This is a genomic window from Microvirga sp. CF3016 (assembly GCF_036314085.1).
In the GTDB taxonomy this organism is placed as follows: domain Bacteria; phylum Pseudomonadota; class Alphaproteobacteria; order Rhizobiales; family Beijerinckiaceae; genus Microvirga.
The window spans coordinates 113,958-129,164 of sequence record NZ_JAYGGM010000006.1; the positions used below are offsets into that span (position 1 = coordinate 113,958).

Annotated in this window: 16 protein-coding genes; 6 read left to right on the forward strand and 10 right to left on the reverse strand. The window is 64.9% G+C overall.

Annotation, left to right across the window (positions count from 1 at the left end; translation table 11 throughout):
* Positions 1-91 precede the first annotated feature (91 nt).
* The 6 genes from VB672_RS10740 (at position 92) to VB672_RS10765 (ending at position 5,648) form a co-directional block, all read left to right on the forward strand.
* Positions 92-1,345 (forward strand): URC4/urg3 family protein, encoded by a 1,254-nt coding sequence (locus tag VB672_RS10740; protein ID WP_329784187.1) that lies wholly within the window; start codon positions 92-94, stop codon positions 1,343-1,345.
* 36 nt (positions 1,346-1,381) lie between these two features.
* Complete coding sequence (upp, locus tag VB672_RS10745) at positions 1,382-2,011, forward strand: uracil phosphoribosyltransferase (RefSeq protein ID WP_114944741.1); 630 nt, start codon at positions 1,382-1,384, stop codon at positions 2,009-2,011.
* 16 nt (positions 2,012-2,027) lie between these two features.
* Positions 2,028-2,930 carry a 2-dehydro-3-deoxygalactonokinase gene (locus tag VB672_RS10750; protein ID WP_329784188.1) on the forward strand — a complete coding sequence of 301 codons (903 nt, stop codon included), beginning with the start codon at positions 2,028-2,030 and terminating at the stop codon, positions 2,928-2,930.
* A 65-nt stretch (positions 2,931-2,995) separates the two neighbouring features.
* Positions 2,996-4,378, forward strand: coding sequence for a leucyl aminopeptidase family protein (locus tag VB672_RS10755; RefSeq protein WP_329784189.1), 1,383 nt, complete (start codon positions 2,996-2,998; stop codon positions 4,376-4,378).
* A 74-nt stretch (positions 4,379-4,452) separates the two neighbouring features.
* Positions 4,453-4,800: a MarR family transcriptional regulator gene (locus VB672_RS10760; RefSeq protein ID WP_329784190.1), complete on the forward strand. Its 348-nt coding sequence runs from the start codon at positions 4,453-4,455 to the stop codon at positions 4,798-4,800.
* Entirely contained in the window at positions 4,797-5,648 is an 852-nt protein-coding gene (locus VB672_RS10765; RefSeq protein ID WP_329784191.1) for a C40 family peptidase, read from the forward strand. Before VB672_RS10760 ends, VB672_RS10765 begins: the two co-directional genes overlap by 4 nt.
* Positions 5,649-5,709: 61 nt before the next feature.
* On the opposite strand, the gene VB672_RS10770 is transcribed toward VB672_RS10765, so the two are convergent.
* The 10 genes from VB672_RS10770 to VB672_RS10815 form a co-directional block, all read right to left on the reverse strand.
* Positions 5,710-6,651 carry a 2-hydroxyacid dehydrogenase gene (locus VB672_RS10770; RefSeq protein ID WP_329784192.1) on the reverse strand — a complete coding sequence of 314 codons (942 nt, stop codon included), beginning with the start codon at positions 6,649-6,651 and terminating at the stop codon, positions 5,710-5,712.
* On the reverse strand, positions 6,648-7,970 hold the full coding sequence (gene deoA / locus VB672_RS10775; RefSeq protein WP_329784193.1) for a thymidine phosphorylase: 1,323 nt from the start codon (positions 7,968-7,970) through the stop codon (positions 6,648-6,650). The genes VB672_RS10770 and deoA overlap by 4 nt, the downstream gene beginning before the upstream one ends.
* A 1-nt stretch (position 7,971) precedes the next feature.
* Positions 7,972-8,733: a deoxyribose-phosphate aldolase gene (deoC, locus tag VB672_RS10780; protein WP_329784194.1), complete on the reverse strand. Its 762-nt coding sequence runs from the start codon at positions 8,731-8,733 to the stop codon at positions 7,972-7,974.
* A complete protein-coding gene (locus VB672_RS10785; RefSeq protein ID WP_329784195.1) occupies positions 8,726-9,547 on the reverse strand; it encodes a purine-nucleoside phosphorylase in 822 nt (273 codons plus the stop codon). Before VB672_RS10785 ends, deoC begins: the two co-directional genes overlap by 8 nt.
* Positions 9,548-9,603: 56 nt before the next feature.
* Positions 9,604-10,008: a cytidine deaminase gene (gene cdd / locus VB672_RS10790; protein WP_329784196.1), complete on the reverse strand. Its 405-nt coding sequence runs from the start codon at positions 10,006-10,008 to the stop codon at positions 9,604-9,606.
* A gap of 2 nt (positions 10,009-10,010) precedes the next feature.
* Complete coding sequence (locus tag VB672_RS10795; RefSeq protein WP_329784197.1) at positions 10,011-10,916, reverse strand: ABC transporter permease; 906 nt, start codon at positions 10,914-10,916, stop codon at positions 10,011-10,013.
* Positions 10,917-10,919: 3 nt separating this feature from the next.
* On the reverse strand, positions 10,920-12,023 hold the full coding sequence (locus VB672_RS10800; RefSeq protein ID WP_329784198.1) for an ABC transporter permease: 1,104 nt from the start codon (positions 12,021-12,023) through the stop codon (positions 10,920-10,922).
* Positions 12,020-12,454 (reverse strand): VOC family protein, encoded by a 435-nt coding sequence (locus VB672_RS10805; protein WP_329784199.1) that lies wholly within the window; start codon positions 12,452-12,454, stop codon positions 12,020-12,022. The genes VB672_RS10800 and VB672_RS10805 overlap by 4 nt, the downstream gene beginning before the upstream one ends.
* Positions 12,454-13,977: an ABC transporter ATP-binding protein gene (locus tag VB672_RS10810; RefSeq protein WP_329784200.1), complete on the reverse strand. Its 1,524-nt coding sequence runs from the start codon at positions 13,975-13,977 to the stop codon at positions 12,454-12,456. The genes VB672_RS10805 and VB672_RS10810 overlap by 1 nt, the downstream gene beginning before the upstream one ends.
* 123 nt (positions 13,978-14,100) lie before the next feature.
* Complete coding sequence (locus VB672_RS10815) at positions 14,101-15,105, reverse strand: BMP family lipoprotein (RefSeq protein ID WP_329784201.1); 1,005 nt, start codon at positions 15,103-15,105, stop codon at positions 14,101-14,103.
* Positions 15,106-15,207: the final 102 nt, after the last annotated feature.

Consider the following 15,207-nt stretch of genomic DNA (forward strand, 5'->3'; position numbering starts at 1 on the left):
TTAACCTTCTCGTCAAACGGCCGAACGTTGGGATGCTGCGCGGCCCTGAGACTATGCTATCGCTCCCGACCCGAGAGCACCGGAGCCCTGCGTGACGGACCAGCCTGTTTTGTCTCCCGAGACCCAAGCCGCGAAACGCCTGTTGTCCGCCGCAGCGGTGCGCGAGCGCTCGCATCAGCTCCTGCAGGCAGGACTTGAGGGCCGCCTCAAGCATTTCACGGTCACTCTCGACCGGCTCGAGCCCTGCGCCGACGAGGTCGTGAAGACGATCCGCGAGGCCTATCCGTCTTTGGACATTCCCTTCCATGCCCGCTGGCGCCATTTCGCTGCCGGAGACCATGAACGCTGGGGCGCGGTGATGCACGGTGCCTCGTGGGAGAGTGGCGCCGACATGGCCCGCTCCGCGTTCGATCTTGCCATCATGTCCGTCCTGCTCGATGCCGGCGCGGGCCCACAGTGGCGCTACGAGGAGGGCCGGACCGGCCAAACCTACATCCGCTCCGAAGGACTTGCGGTCGCAAGCTTCGACATGTTCGTGAGCGGCACCTTTTCGAGCAGACCGGAGGACCCCTTCCGCGTTGATGCGGATGTGCTGATGACCATCACGGCCGAGGATCTCGCGTCCGGCTTCCAAGTCTCGTCCGACAATCCGCTCGTGGGCCTCGAAGGCCGCGCCGCCCTGCTGAACCGCCTGGGCCGGGTGGTCGCGACGAATCCGGACATCTTCGGCCAGGAGGACGATCCGAGGCCTGGCGGCCTGTTCGACGTCATTGCCGCAACGGAAGAGAACGGCCGCATCAAGGCGACCTCGATCCTGGAGGCGCTGCTCACCCATCTCGGCCCCATATGGCCCGGCCGGATCACGCTCGGCGGCATCGATCTCGGTGATACCTGGCGCCATCCCCTGGTGGAGGTGCCGGATGCCACGAAGGGCCTGATCCCGTTCCACAAGCTGTCCCAGTGGCTCTCCTATTCGCTGATCGAGCCGCTCGAATGGGCGGGCTTCACCGTCGTCGACATCGATGGGCTCACGGGCCTGCCGGAGTACCGCAACGGCGGTCTTTTTCTCGACACGGGCGTGATCGCCCTGAAGGACCCGGCAGACGCCGCCCGTGCCCACGCGGTGGATTCCGAGCTCGTGGTTGAATGGCGGGCCTTGACCGTGGCCCTGCTCGACCGCATTGCCGAACCCATCCGGGCGAAGCTAGGATTTGCGGCAGAAGACTTTCCCCTGGCCAAGGTGCTGGAAGGCGGCACCTGGGCGACGGGGCGGAGATTGGCGAAGGAGAAGCGCGGCGACGGCTCGCCCCCTCTCAGCGTGATCAGTGACGGGACAGTGTTTTAGATGAATCAGCATACGACGATCAAAGAGGGAAAAGGCATGCAGGGCGTCACGGTGGTCGATCATCCGCTGGTTCAGCACAAGCTGACCCTGATGCGGGACAAGGAGCGCTCGACGAAGGGCTTCCGCCAGCTCCTCAACGAGATCGGCATGCTGCTCTGCTACGAGGTCACCCGCGACTTGCCCATGGAGCGCATCCAGATCGAGACGCCGCTCACCACCATGGAAGGCGCCCAGATCGCCGGCAAGAAGCTCGTTTTCGCCCCCATCCTGCGCGCCGGTGTCGGCTTCCTCGATGGCATGCTCACGCTGGTGCCTGCGGCCCGCGTCGCCCATATCGGCCTCTACCGCGATCCTGAATCGCTCCAGGCCGTGGAATATTACTTCAAGGCGCCGTCGGATCTCGCCGACCGCATGGTGCTGGTGCTCGACCCGATGCTGGCGACCGCGAACTCGGCCGTGGCCGCGATCGACCGGCTGAAGGAGCGCGGCGCCAAGGATCTGCGCTTCGTCTGCCTGCTTGCGGCTCCCGAGGGCATCGAGAAGCTGCGCGGCGCCCACCCGGATGTGCATATCTGGACCGCCTCCATCGACGAGCGCCTCAACGATCACGGCTATATCGTGCCGGGCCTCGGCGATGCCGGCGACCGGATGTACGGAACGCGCTGATCAAGGATCATCCACCTTGCGCTTCATCGTCGCCGATTGGGGAACGACCCGCTTCCGTGGCTATCTGATCGAGAACGAAACCATTCTCGATCAGGTCTCGTCGAACGAAGGGGTCTCGGCCCTGAAAAAGGGCCAGCACCGCGACGTGTTTCTGCGCCAATGCGGACACTGGCTCAAGGCCGAGCCCGATGCGCCGGTGCTGCTCGTCGGCATGGTGGGAAGCCGGGAAGGCTGGGTCGAGGCGCCCTACGCCACCTGCCCCGCAGGCCCCGCTGAGATCGCGAAAGCGGTTGTCCCGGTTGATCTGGAGAACGGCCGCAAGGGCTACATCATTCCCGGCTTGTTCTGCGAACCCGCTCCCGGCGCGGCCGACGTGATGCGCGGCGAGGAGACGCTGGTTCTCGGTGCCGGCATCGAGAACGGATTGATCTGCTCCGCTGGCACGCATCCGAAATGGATCGAGGTGAAGAACGGGCGCATTGAGCGCTTCGCCACCTACATGACCGGCGAGATGTATGCGCTGCTGCGCGAGCATTCCATGATCGGCCGCCCGGCCACCGAGCCTCAGGACCCGAAGGGCTTCGACCTCGGTCTGGAAGCGGCGGAACGCAACAGCGGCGAGAACAGAGTCGGCCTGCTGCATCTCCTGTTCAGCGCCCGCGCATCCGTGGTTTCGGGCAAGATGAACAGCAATCTGCTGGCGCCCTACCTGTCCGGTCTACTCACCGGCGACGAGATCAACGGGGCGCTGGCGCAGTTCGGTCGCCCGGCCTCCGTCACCATCCTGGCCGCACCGGAGCGCGCGGAACTCTACGTTCATGCGCTCAAGCACCACGGCATCAAGGCCGACATCAAAGACACGCAGCGAGCCCTGATCGCGGGCCTCTCCCGGATCGTGCGTCAGCACGCGCTGGGTTGACCATGCGTGTCACTCGTTAAGGCGTCGCGCCGATCCATCGTCCTCAATCGTCCAGGTTAAATTCCATGTCCCATCCCCTCCTCGCCTCCACGATCGACGCGTCAAAACCCATTTGGCTCGTGACCGAGCACACATGGGCGGATGTCGCCGGTCAGCTTCCGCCACTCGCGCAAGGCTTTGCGAAGGCGCAGGGCTTTGAAGGCAAGGCGGGAAGCCACTGCCTGCTGCCGAACACCGATGGCAGCCTCATGGGCGTCGTCTTCGGCCTCAACGGGGTGGATGCCAAGCACAACGATCCCTTTCTCGTCGGCAAGCTTCCGGGCCTGCTGCCGGACGGCGTCTACCGCTTCGAGACCGACGCGCCCAACCCGACGCTCGCCACCCTGGCCTGGCTTCTGGGCGGCTACAGCTTCGACCGCTACCGCAAGCGCAGCGAGAAATCTGTTCGCCTCGTGACGCCGAACGGCGTCGATGCCGAGGAGGTTTCGCACATTGCCAATGCGGTCTTCACGAGCCGCGATCTCGTCAACACGCCCACCAGCGATCTCGGCCCCGACGGCATCGAGGTGGCCGCACGCCAGCTCGCGGAGAAGCATGGCGCCTCCTTCACCAGCATCGTCGGCGACGATCTGCTGAAGCAGAACTTTCCGATGATCCATGCGGTCGGGCGCGCCTCCATCACGCCGCCGCGTCTCATCGATTTCACCTGGGGCAAGGCCGATGCGCCGCGCATCACGCTGGTCGGCAAGGGCGTCGCCTTCGATACGGGCGGCCTCGACATCAAGCCGGCCTCCTCCATGCTGCTCATGCGCAAGGACATGGGAGGCGCCGCCGCCACCCTGGCGCTCGCATCCATGATCATGGATGCCAAGCTGCCCGTGCGCCTGCGCGTGCTCATTCCCGCAGTCGAGAATTCGATTTCCGGCAACGCGTTCCGCCCCGGCGACATCCTGCCGAGCCGCAAGGGCATCACGGTCGAGATCGGCAACACGGATGCGGAGGGCCGGCTCATCCTGGCCGATGCCCTGGCGCTCGCCGACGAGGAAAGCCCCGACCTTCTCGTCGATTTCGCCACGCTCACGGGTGCAGCCCGCGTGGCGCTCGGGCCGGAACTGCCGCCCTTCTACACCGATGACGACGCACTCGCCACCGACATCGCCCGCCACGGCATGGCGGTGAACGATCCCGTCTGGCGCATGCCGCTCTGGGCGCCTTACCAGAGCCAGCTTGATTCCAAATTCGCCGACATGAACAACACCGGCGGACCGATGGGCGGCTCGATCACCGCCGCCCTGTTCCTGCGCCGCTTCGTGTCGGCCGCAAAGGCGCATGTACACTTCGACATCTTTGCCTGGAACAACTCGACCAGACCTGCCCGGCCCGAGGGCGGCGAGGTCCAGGCGGCACGCGCGATGTATGCACTCCTGAAGGAACGTTACGGACTTTAAGCATAGTATCAGATCCCGGTTGCCCCATCCGCGGCGAGCCCGAAGAATACGGGTCCGTAACCGATGGGGCAGCCATGGCTGTGGAGTTGCGCGCGATCCAATCTCTCAAGCTCTGGCACGACGTGCATCTCGGCCTCGTGCATCAGGGCGGCGACCTGTCGTCCCGGCAGATCGCCATTCTGCTGACGATCTACCTGGATGCGCCCCCTCACACCGTGCGGGGCTTGGCCAGGAAGCTTGGCGTCACCAAGCCGGTCGTCACCCGCGCCCTCGATACCCTGGGCAAGCTCGATTTCGTGGCCCGAAAGCGGGATGAGGCGGACCGCCGCAACGTGATCATCCAGCGCACGGTCGCTGGCGCTTTGGCCGTGGAACGGCTAGGAGACATGATCATCGCCCGTGCCAAGGAGCTGCCCCGATGAGTTTCGACCGCCGCATCACGCCCGTCCGAGCCGACTTGGCCGATGAGCGCCTGCGCGGGCAGGTCGAGGCCGAGCGCTTCACGACCGGCACGGTCAAGCGCGTCGTCACGACCTTCTCGCCCCTGCACCGTCACCCCTCCCGCGAGGCACCGGTCGACACGCAAGCGATCTTCGGGGAAAGCGTGACCGTCTACGACGAGCACGAGGGCTGGGCCTGGGTGCAGCTCCACGATGACGGTTATGTAGGCTATCTGCCGAGCGCTGTCCTAGGGGAAGATGGAGAGGCACCGACCCACAGGATCCAGGCGATCCGCACCTTCGTCTATCCGGGCCCCAACCTGAAACTCCCCTTTCAGGATTATCTGACGCTGAATTCCAAGATCGTCGTGACGGAGATTGAAGGAAGTTACGCGCGGCTTGCCACCGGCGGCTGGGTTTTTGCCGCACATCTGAGCGGGCTCGACGCCTTCGAGGCGGACTACGTGAGCGTGGCCGAACGCTTCCTGCACACGCCCTATCTCTGGGGCGGCAAGACGAGCCTCGGCATCGACTGCTCCGGCCTAGCACAGACCGTGCTGACGGCAGCGGGCATCAAGGCCCCGCGCGACAGCGACATGCAGGAGCAGCAACTGGGATTGCCGGTCGAGGTAAAGGCGGATCTGAGCGGCCTCAAGCGCGGCGATCTCGTGTTCTGGAAGGGCCATGTCGGCCTGATGATGGACGAAACCAACTTCATCCATGCTACGGGCCACAGCATGACCGTCATGATCGAGCCGCTCGCTGTCGCCGAGGAACGCATCCGACGGACGAGCTATGGGCCGATCAGCTCGATCAAGCGGCTGAGTTAATTCCGCGGTCATCCCAGGTTTCGCATCGCGGCCCCAGAATGACAGGGAGCGCCTATCAGGCTCAATAACCGCGCTTCCTGTCCACCACGTTCTCGAACGGTTCCCCTGCCTCATGGCGGCTGATCTGCTGCGCGATGTAACGCGCCGTCGCTTCGGGCTCGCTCGTCGCCGAGTTGTGCGGCGTGATCGTCACGCGCGGGTGTGTCCAGAGCGGTGAAGCCTCCTGCAGAGGCTCGGTCTCGAACACGTCGAGGGTTGCGGCTCGCAAGGTGCCGTCGTCGAGACAGGCGAGAATGTCCGCCTCCACCTGCAGCTTGCCGCGCCCGGCATTGATCAGGATCGGTCCGCCGAGCTTGCCGTCCCGCGCGAGCTTTTCGAACAAGGAGCGGTTCAGGATACCCTGCGTGTCGGACGTAAGCGGCATGAGGGCGATGAGGATGTCGGTGCGGTTGAGGAACGGTGTCAGGCCCTCTTCGCCCGCATAGACATCGAAGCCTTCCACGGCTTTCGGCGTGCGGCTCCAGCCGGCCACGTCGAAGCCCATCATCTTCAGCTTGCGGGCCGAATCCTGCCCCAGCACCCCAAAACCCATGATGCCCACGCGGATGTCGCCCGCAATCGGCGGCGCGCGATCGGGCTTCCAGCGCTTGGCCTTCTGGTCCTCGTCGAAACGGCGCTGATCGCGCAGATACATGAGGCAGTGCAGCACCATGTATTCGCTCATGCGATGGGTGAGATCCTCCTGCGCCACGCGCACGATGGGCACATCCGGAAGACCCGGATAGTTCATCAGGTGATCGACACCTGCCCCGAGCGAGAAGACCGCTTCAAGGTTCGGGAGATCGGACAGACTGCCTGGCTTGGGCCCCCAGGTCGCTACATAGCGAATCGCGCTTCGGTCGAAGTCTTCGCCCAGCACGACGATGTCACGATCAGGCAGATGCCGCCTGAAGCGCTCGACCCAGGGCTGCGTTTCCCAGGTGACGGCAACGAGCAGGCTCATGCGGTTGCTCCAATCCGCTCGAGAATGGTTGGACCTGAAGCAGCCTTCTCCCCGCCGATGACGTAAGCGGCGCGCACCGCGCGCGCGGCCGCTTCCGCCGCTTCTTCGCTGCGCGCATGCACGATGGCGAGCGGGCGCGCTGCATCGACAGTATCGCCGACGGCGGCAAGCTCGGTGAGCCCCACCGCATGATCGATGGGATCCTGCGGCCGCGTGCGCCCACCGCCGAGCGCGACGACGGCAACGCCGACAGCGCGCGCGGCAACCTTCTGCACAATCCCGGAACGCTCGGCATGGACGGCGCGGACGACCGGAGCTGTCTTCAGATGCGCCTTGTGGTTCTCCAGGAAATCGGCAGGACCGCCGAGGGCGCTCACCATGCGCTGGAACACCTCGGCAGCCTTGCCGGAGGAAATCGCCTGCTCGACCTTCGTACGCGCCTCCTCGATGGTGGCAGCGAGCTTGCCGAGCAGCAGCATCTCGGCGGACAGCTCTACCGTCACTGCATGGAAGCGCTTCTCACGGCGGCGGCCCGTGAGGTAATCGACCGCATAGGCCATCTCGACCGCATTGCCGGCGCTGGATGCCAGCGCCTCGTTCATGTCGGTAAGAAGCGCGCTTGTGGGAAGGCCTGCACCATTGGCGACGAGTACGAGGCTTTCGGCGAGCTTTCGCGCATCCTCGGCATTGTCCATGAAGGCGCCGGAGCCGAACTTCACGTCCATCACGAGGCCCTGGAGACCTGCAGCCAGCTTCTTCGAGAGGATCGAAGCCGTGATCAGGTCGATCGACTCCACCGTCGCCGTCACGTCGCGGATGGCGTAGAGGCGCTTGTCGGCCGGCGCGAGATCGGCCGTCTGGCCGATGATGGCGCAGCCGACCTCGCGCGTGACGCGCCTGAACGTGTCGATGTCGGGCTGCGTGACGTAGCCCGGTATGGAATCGAACTTGTCGAGGGTGCCGCCCGTGTGGCCGAGGCCACGTCCGGAGATCATCGGCACGTAGCCACCGCAGGCCGCCACGGCAGGACCGAGCGCGAGGCTCACCGTATCGCCCACGCCGCCCGTCGAGTGCTTGTCGAGGACTGGGCCCGGCAGGTCCCAGGCGAGCACCGTGCCGGAATTCATCATCGCGCGCGTTAGCGCCACGCGCTCCGGCACCGTGAGACCCTGGAAGAAGATCGCCATGGCGAAGGCCGCGGCCTGGCCCTCGGTGACGCGGCCGGCGGTGAGACCCCGGATGAAGTGCTCGATATGCTCCGGATCGAGCCTGCCGCCGTCGCGCTTGTGACGGATGATTTCCTGCGGAAGAAGCGTCATGTCAGTATGTTCCGGTGGCCGCCGTGCCGGCCCGTCCTTCGATGGCGGCGATCAACGCGTCGTAGACGCTGCTGGCGCCGATACGGAATGTCCGCGGCGTCGCCCAGGTAAGACCCATGATGCGATCAGCCAGATCGAGATAGATTTTCGCATCCGCAACGGTGCGGATCCCGCCGGAGGGCTTGAGACCGACGGGCCTGCCTGATGTCTTGATGGCGTTGAGCATGATCTCGGCGGCTTCAGGCGTCGCTGAAACCGGCGTCTTGCCCGTCGAGGTCTTGATGAAATCCGCTCCCGCGTCGATGGCAATGCGGCTTGCGGTCTCGATCAACTTCGGGTCCTTCAGCTCGCCCGTTTCCAGGATCACCTTCAGCAGACGTTCCTGATCGACGAGATCACGCACGGCTTCGACCATTTCGGTTGCAACCGCGAGATCACCCCTGCGTAGCGCTTCGTACGGCAATACAAGATCGATTTCGTTAGCGCCATCGGAGAGCGCTTCTTGCGTGTCGTCCGCGACGCGGCTCGCGTCCTCGCCGCCGGCCGGGAAGTTCACCACCGTGGCGATGCGCACGGGCGAGCCCTTGAGGTTCTCCCGCGCGCGCCTCACGAATTGCGGCCACACGCATACGGCGGCCACCGGCCCGCGCGGATCGAGCGCTCTCTTGCAGAGCGCATCGATGGCCTGGTCGGTGCAGGTCTCGTTAAGATCCGTGAGGTCGAGACTGCGCAGGGCACGCGTTGCAATGTGCGCATCAGACATGGGACAGCTCCGCAACGAAGGACCGGATGAGACGCTTGAACTTTTCTGAGGCTTCCGCCGCCGTATCCTTGGTTTCCTGATGCGAGGGAGAAGCGCCCTCGATCCCGGCAGCGAGGTTCGTCACGACGGAAATGGCCGCGACCTTCAGGCCGTAATAGCGCGCGAGGATCACCTCCGGCACCGTTGACATGCCGACGAGATCCCCGCCCAGGATCTGCACCATCTTGATCTCGGCCGGCGTCTCGAAGCTCGGGCCGGAGAGCCAAGCATAAACGCCTTCCGGCAGTTCGATGCCGCTCTTCCTTGCGGCGCGCTGAAGAACCTGGCGCAGATCCGCGTCGTAGGCATTGGTAAGAGAGACAAAGCGGCCTTCACTGTGGTCGCGCAGAAGCGGATTGCCGCCCGAGAGGTTGAGGTGATCGCTGATCGCAACAAGGCTCCCCGGGCGGATGTCGGCGCGCACGGATCCGGCTGCATTGGTGGCAACGAACACCGGAACGCCGAACTCCCTCACGAAAGCAATGGGCAACCGCATCGCGCCCGCATCGCCCGTCTCATAGTAATGGGCCCGGCCCTGGAACAGAAGCACCCGCTTGCCTTCGAGCCGGCCGGCGACGAGCTTGCCCGCATGGCCCGAGACACCGCTTCTCGGGAAATGCGGGATCTCCGCATAGGACAGGCTCACCGCATCGCTCAGTTCGTCGACGAGAGTGCCAAGTCCCGTGCCGAGCACGAAAGCTGCATCGAATTGGCCATCGAAGCCGCGGGCGCGTACGAACTCGACCGCCTCTTGAATCAACTGGTGCATCGTCATCGTTTCAGGCCTGAACCGCAGGCCGTCCTTTCATTGTCGCAAGAACTCGGCCCGATCTACCGGTCCGTCAAATTGTCCGGCCCAAAGGAGAAGGGCAACAGCTCGTCGAGCGTGAAGCGTTTCCGAATACCTTCGGGCCCCGCGATGTAAATGGGTGTATCAGGCGCGGCGAACTCGCGGATGCGCTGACGGCAGCCGCCGCAGGGGGTGACGAGGTGCTCGCCCTCGCCCATCACGACGATTTCGGCGATGCGGTTCGCACCGGCCGCGATCATAGCCGAGATGGCCCCGGCCTCCGCGCAGGAACCGACCGGATAGGCCGCGTTCTCCACATTGCAGCCGGCAAAGATTCTGCCGTCGGATGTGGCGATCGCAGCCCCGACCTTGAAGCGCGAATAGGGGGCATAGGCCTTCGCCTGGATCGCCTTGGCGGCTTCGAACAGGGTGTCCAGCGATGCCATGCTCAACGCTCCTTCACATAGGGCACGCCGGCAGCCCGGGGCGGGATGGCCTTGCCGATGACGCCTGCGAGCAGGATGACGGTCATGAGATAGGGCAGCGCCTGGATGGCTTGTACCGGCACCTCGCCGATGCCAGGCAGCGAAATGCCCTGCAGACGAATGGCGATGGCGTCGAGCAGACCGAAGAGGAAGCAGGCGCCGAGCGCGGGCCAGGCGCGCCACTTGGCGAAGATCAGCGCGGCGAGCGCAATGAAGCCCTTGCCGGCCGTCATGTTGGGGAGAAAGCCCGCCGATTGCCCGACGGAGAGATAGGTTCCGCCGATGCCGCAGAGAACGCCCCCGATGATGACGGCGGTGTAGCGCAGGCCCGTTACTGAAATGCCTGCCGTGTCGACGGCGGCCGGGTTTTCACCCACAGCCCGCAGGCGAAGGCCGAAGCGGGTCCGGCCCAGGACGAACCAGGTGAGTGGCACGGCCAGAAGGACGATGTAGACGAGAGCCGAATGACCGAAGATCGCATCGCCGAAACGCTGGACGCCCTCCAGCGGCGGCGTCCGCCCGCCCTGACTGTACCAAGCATTGCCGACGATGGCGGTCAGCCCTGCCGCCAGCATGTTGATGGCGACGCCCGAGACGATCTGGTTGCCGCGCTGGCTGATGGAGGCGAAGCCATGGATCAGGCCGAAGACCACCGATGTGCCGATGCCCGCGATAAGCCCCGCCCAGGCCGAGCCGAACGCGTAAGCCGCCGCGGCGGCCGCGAAGGCCGCCACCAGCATCTTGCCTTCAAGACCGATGTCCACCACGCCGGAGCGCTCGGACCAGAGCCCGGCGAGGCAGGCGGCGAGAAGCGGGATCGAGAGCCTCAGGGCCGAATCGAAGATCGTGACGAGAGAACTGAGATCCATGGCTCAAGCCCTCGCCAGCTTCTGACGCGTGAACAGATGCGCCACGAGACGCCGGAACAGCCCGTCCAGGGCGCCCGCGAACAGAATGATGATGCCGCCGATCACCACGACCATGTCGCGGGTGATGGCCGGCTGCTCGAAGGCGAGTTCCGCGCCGCCCTGATAGAGGATGCCGAACAGGAGCGAGGCGAGGATGATGCCGACCGGGTGCGCGCGGCCCATGAGCGCCACCGCGATGCCGACGAAGCCGTAGCCGGAGGTGAATTCCAGCAGCAGGCGGTGCTGATAGCCCATGAGCTCGTTGACCGCGAGACCACCGGCCAGCGCGCCGGAGATGACCATCGCGATGATGATGATGCGCGAGGGCGAGATGCCCGCATAGACGGCCGCCGTCGGGTTCGACCCGACGACGCGGATCGCATAGCCGAGGCGAGAACGGTAGATCAGAAGCCAGACGAAATAGGACGCGGCCAGCGCCAGTACCAGCGTGAGATTGAGCTGCGAAGCCGGGATTTCGATGCCGAAGGCGGCGAAGACGTCATGCATGAACGGAATATGGGATTGCTCTGGGAAGGCGCGCGTTTCCGGGTTCATGGATTGCGGCTCGCGCAGCACGTTTACCAGCAGATAGACGATGAGCACGCTGGCGAGCCAGTTGAACATGATCGTCGTGATGACGATGTGGCTGCCGCGCTTTGCCTGAAGATAGCCGGGAACCGCGGCCCAGGCCGCGCCGAAGGCGGCAGCACCCAGGATCCCCAGGGGAATGAGCAGGAAACCCGGCAGGAAAGTCAGGTTGTTGAGCATGAGCGCGATGCCGAGGCCCGCGAGCGTCGCCTGTCCCTCGCCGCCGATGTTGAAAAGTCCGGCATGGTAGGCGACCGCAACCGCCAATCCGACGAAGATGAAATCGGTCATGTAGAACAGGGTGAAGCCGAGCCCCTCCCCGGTGCCGAGACTGCCCTGGATCAGGTAGCGCGTGGCTGAAAGCGGATTCTCGCCGATGCCGAGCACGACGAGTCCGGCGACGAGAAAGGCTGCCACCACGGAGATGGCGGGCACGAGAATCGTGTCAGCCCATTTGGGCAGGTCGAGTGGAGCGCTCACGTCTGGCTATCCGGCAGGAACATGTGGCCCTGCTCATCGAGAGGAAAGAACGGGTTCCAGGCGATTTCCCAGAGATGCCCGTCGGGATCGGCGACATAGCCCGAATATCCGCCCCAGAAAACATCCTGAAGCGGCTTCAAGGCGCGCGCCCCGGCCTTCACGGCAAGAGCATAGACCTCGTCGGCCTCCTCCTTGGATCGGGCATTGTAGGCGAGCGTAATGGCGGCAAAGCCGGTCGGCGTGTCCGCCACGCCCGCGTCCTTGGCAAGGTCGGCACGTCCGAACAGACCGAGCGCCAGCCCGTTCGCCTGGAAGAATGCAACGCTGGGCTGGCTGGCAGACGACGCCTTCCAGCCCCAGGCCTCATAGAAGGCGCGGGATTTCGCGAGATCCGCAACGCCGAGCGTGACAAGGGTCAGTCGCGGCTGCATCAGGCGGCCTCGTCCGTCACGCCGGCCATGAGCAGGCCCAGTTCCTGCTCGTTCGTCTCGGAGGCCTTGCGCTCGCCGGTGATCCGGCCGCCGCACATGGTCAGAATGCGGTCGGACAGGTTCATGATCTCGTCGAGCTCTACCGAGACGAGGAGGATGGCAACGCCCGCATCGCGCAGGCTGATGAGACGGCGGTGAATGAACTCGATGGCGCCGATGTCGACGCCACGCGTCGGCTGGCCGACGAGCAGCACCTTCGGGTTGCGCTCGATCTCGCGCGCCAGCACGATCTTCTGCTGGTTGCCGCCGGAAAACTTCGAGGATTTCAGCCGCGGCGCCGGCGGGCGCACGTCGTATTGCTCCATCTTCTTCGCCAGGTCCGCGATCAGTCGGTCATGGTCGAGGATCGGTCCGCGGCCAAGGTGTGGCTCGTCGCTGAAGCCCAGGATGGCGCTTTCGAAAGCCGGGAAGGCCGGCACGAGCCCCATGCGCAGCCGGTCCTCCGGGACGTGGAGCAGGCCGAGTTTGCGCATACGGTGCGGATTGTGCTCCGACGCCGGGATATTACGCCCCTCAAGCCGAATCGAGCCGAGGGCGGGATGGCGCATGCCGGCGATCGCCTCCAGCAGCTCGCTCTGGCCGTTGCCGGCCACGCCTGCGATGCCGACGATCTCTCCTGCACGAACGGTGAAGGTCGCATTGGCAACGCGCACCACACCGCGGGAATCGATGACCGACAGGCTGTCGATCTCGAGCAGAGGTGCGCCGGGCGTCTTTTCCGCCTTCTCGACGCGCAGGAGCACGCGCCGTCCCACCATCAGTTCAGCGAGCTCCGGCGGCGACGTGTCGGCCGTTTCGACGCTCGCCACCATCTCGCCCCGGCGCATAACGGAGACGCGATCCGTGATCGCCATGATCTCGCGCAGCTTGTGCGTGATGAGGATGACGGTCTTGCCCTGCTCCTTCAGAGAGCGGAGCAGGCCGAACAGCGCATCCGCTTCCGGAGGCGTGAGCACGGCGGTGGGCTCGTCGAGGATGAGGATATCCGCGCCCCGATAGAGCGCCTTCAGGATTTCGACGCGCTGCTGCAGGCCGACGGAGAGGTCGCCCACGGTGGCGTCCACGTCGATCTCGAGGCCGTAATCCTTGGCGAGCCGCGCGAGCTCCGCACGGGCCTTGGCCTCGCCCGCGCGCAGCATGGCGCCGCCCTCGGCGCCGAGCATCACGTTGTCGACGACACTCAAGGGCTCGACCAGCATGAAATGCTGATGGACCATGCCGATGCCGGCACAGATGGCGTCAATGGGCGAGCGAATAGCGATAGGCTTGCCGTTGACCCGGACCTCGCCGGAATCCGCCTCGTAGAAGCCGTACAGGATCGACATGAGGGTCGACTTGCCCGCACCGTTCTCGCCGACGATGCCGTGGATCGTGCCGCGCTCCACGCGCAGGTTCACATCCCGGTTGGCGTGAACGGCGCCGAAGCTCTTGTTGATCGCAATGAGTTCAATGGCTGGGGACATCGGCCTCGAATGGTCTGCCGGCAGTGACGAAACGAGAGCCGGATCTTATCGGAAAATCAAAACTCGGTCGAAAAAGATTTGGCCGCAGGCCTGCGAAGGCCTGCGGCCAAACCATGATTCAGCTTACATCGGGCACTTCGAATCCGACATGTAGTCGTGCACCTTGATGGCGCCGGACTTGATGTCGGCGGCGGCCTTGTCGGCGGCGGCCTTCATGTCGGCGGTGATCAGCGACTTGTTGTTGTCGTCGAGCGCCCAGGCCACGCCGTCCTCGGCCAGACCCAGAACCGACACGCCGGCCTTAAAGGCACCCTTCTTGGCCTGATCGAAGGCGTTGTAGGTCGCCACGTCCACGCGCTTGACCATGGAGGTCAGGATCTTGCCGGGGTGCATGCCGTTCTGGTTCGAATCGACGCCGATGCCGAGCTTGCCCGCATCAGCCGTGGCGCGCATCACGCCGACGCCGGTGCCGCCGGCCGCATGGTAGACCACATCGGCGCCGCGATCGATCTGGCTCTTGGCGAGCTCGCCGCCTTTCACTGGATCGTTCCAGGCCGCACCCGTGGTGCCGGTCATGTTCTGGAACACCTCGGCGTCCTTCTTGGCGTATTTCACGCCCTGAACATAGCCGCAGGCGAACTTGCGGATGAGCGGGATATCCATTCCGCCCACGAAGCCGACCTTGCCTGACTTGGACGCCTGGGCCGCCAGGAGGCCGACCAGGAACGAGCCCTCATGCTCCTTGAACACGACGGATTGCACGTTCGGCTTCTCGACCACGGCGTCGATGATCGCGAACTGGGTCTTCGGGAACTCCTCGGCGACCTTCTTCAGCGCGGTCTCCTGGGAAAAGCCCACGGCCACGATGGGCGAGAAGCCGTCGCGGGCGAAGCGGCGCAGGGCCTGCTCGCGCTGGGCGTCGTTCTGCGGCTCGAAATCGCGGTAATCGGTGCCCGTATCCTTCTTGAATTTCTCGGCGCCCGTGTGAACGCCCTCGTTGAAGGATTTATCGAACTTGCCGCCGAGATCGTACACGACGGCGGGCTTGAAGGCCGCCTGCTGCGCAAAGGCAGCCGAGGCGGAAAAGGCGAGGCCCGCGAGCGCGAGCCCGAATTTGGTGACTGTCATCGGCATTGTTCCCTGTTTGACGCCGGCTTGCTGGCCGGTTGCCCCTTGACGATGGCACGGCAAGGGTCACAACGCCAAGGCCTCTGTCAAGGCGGCATGTTA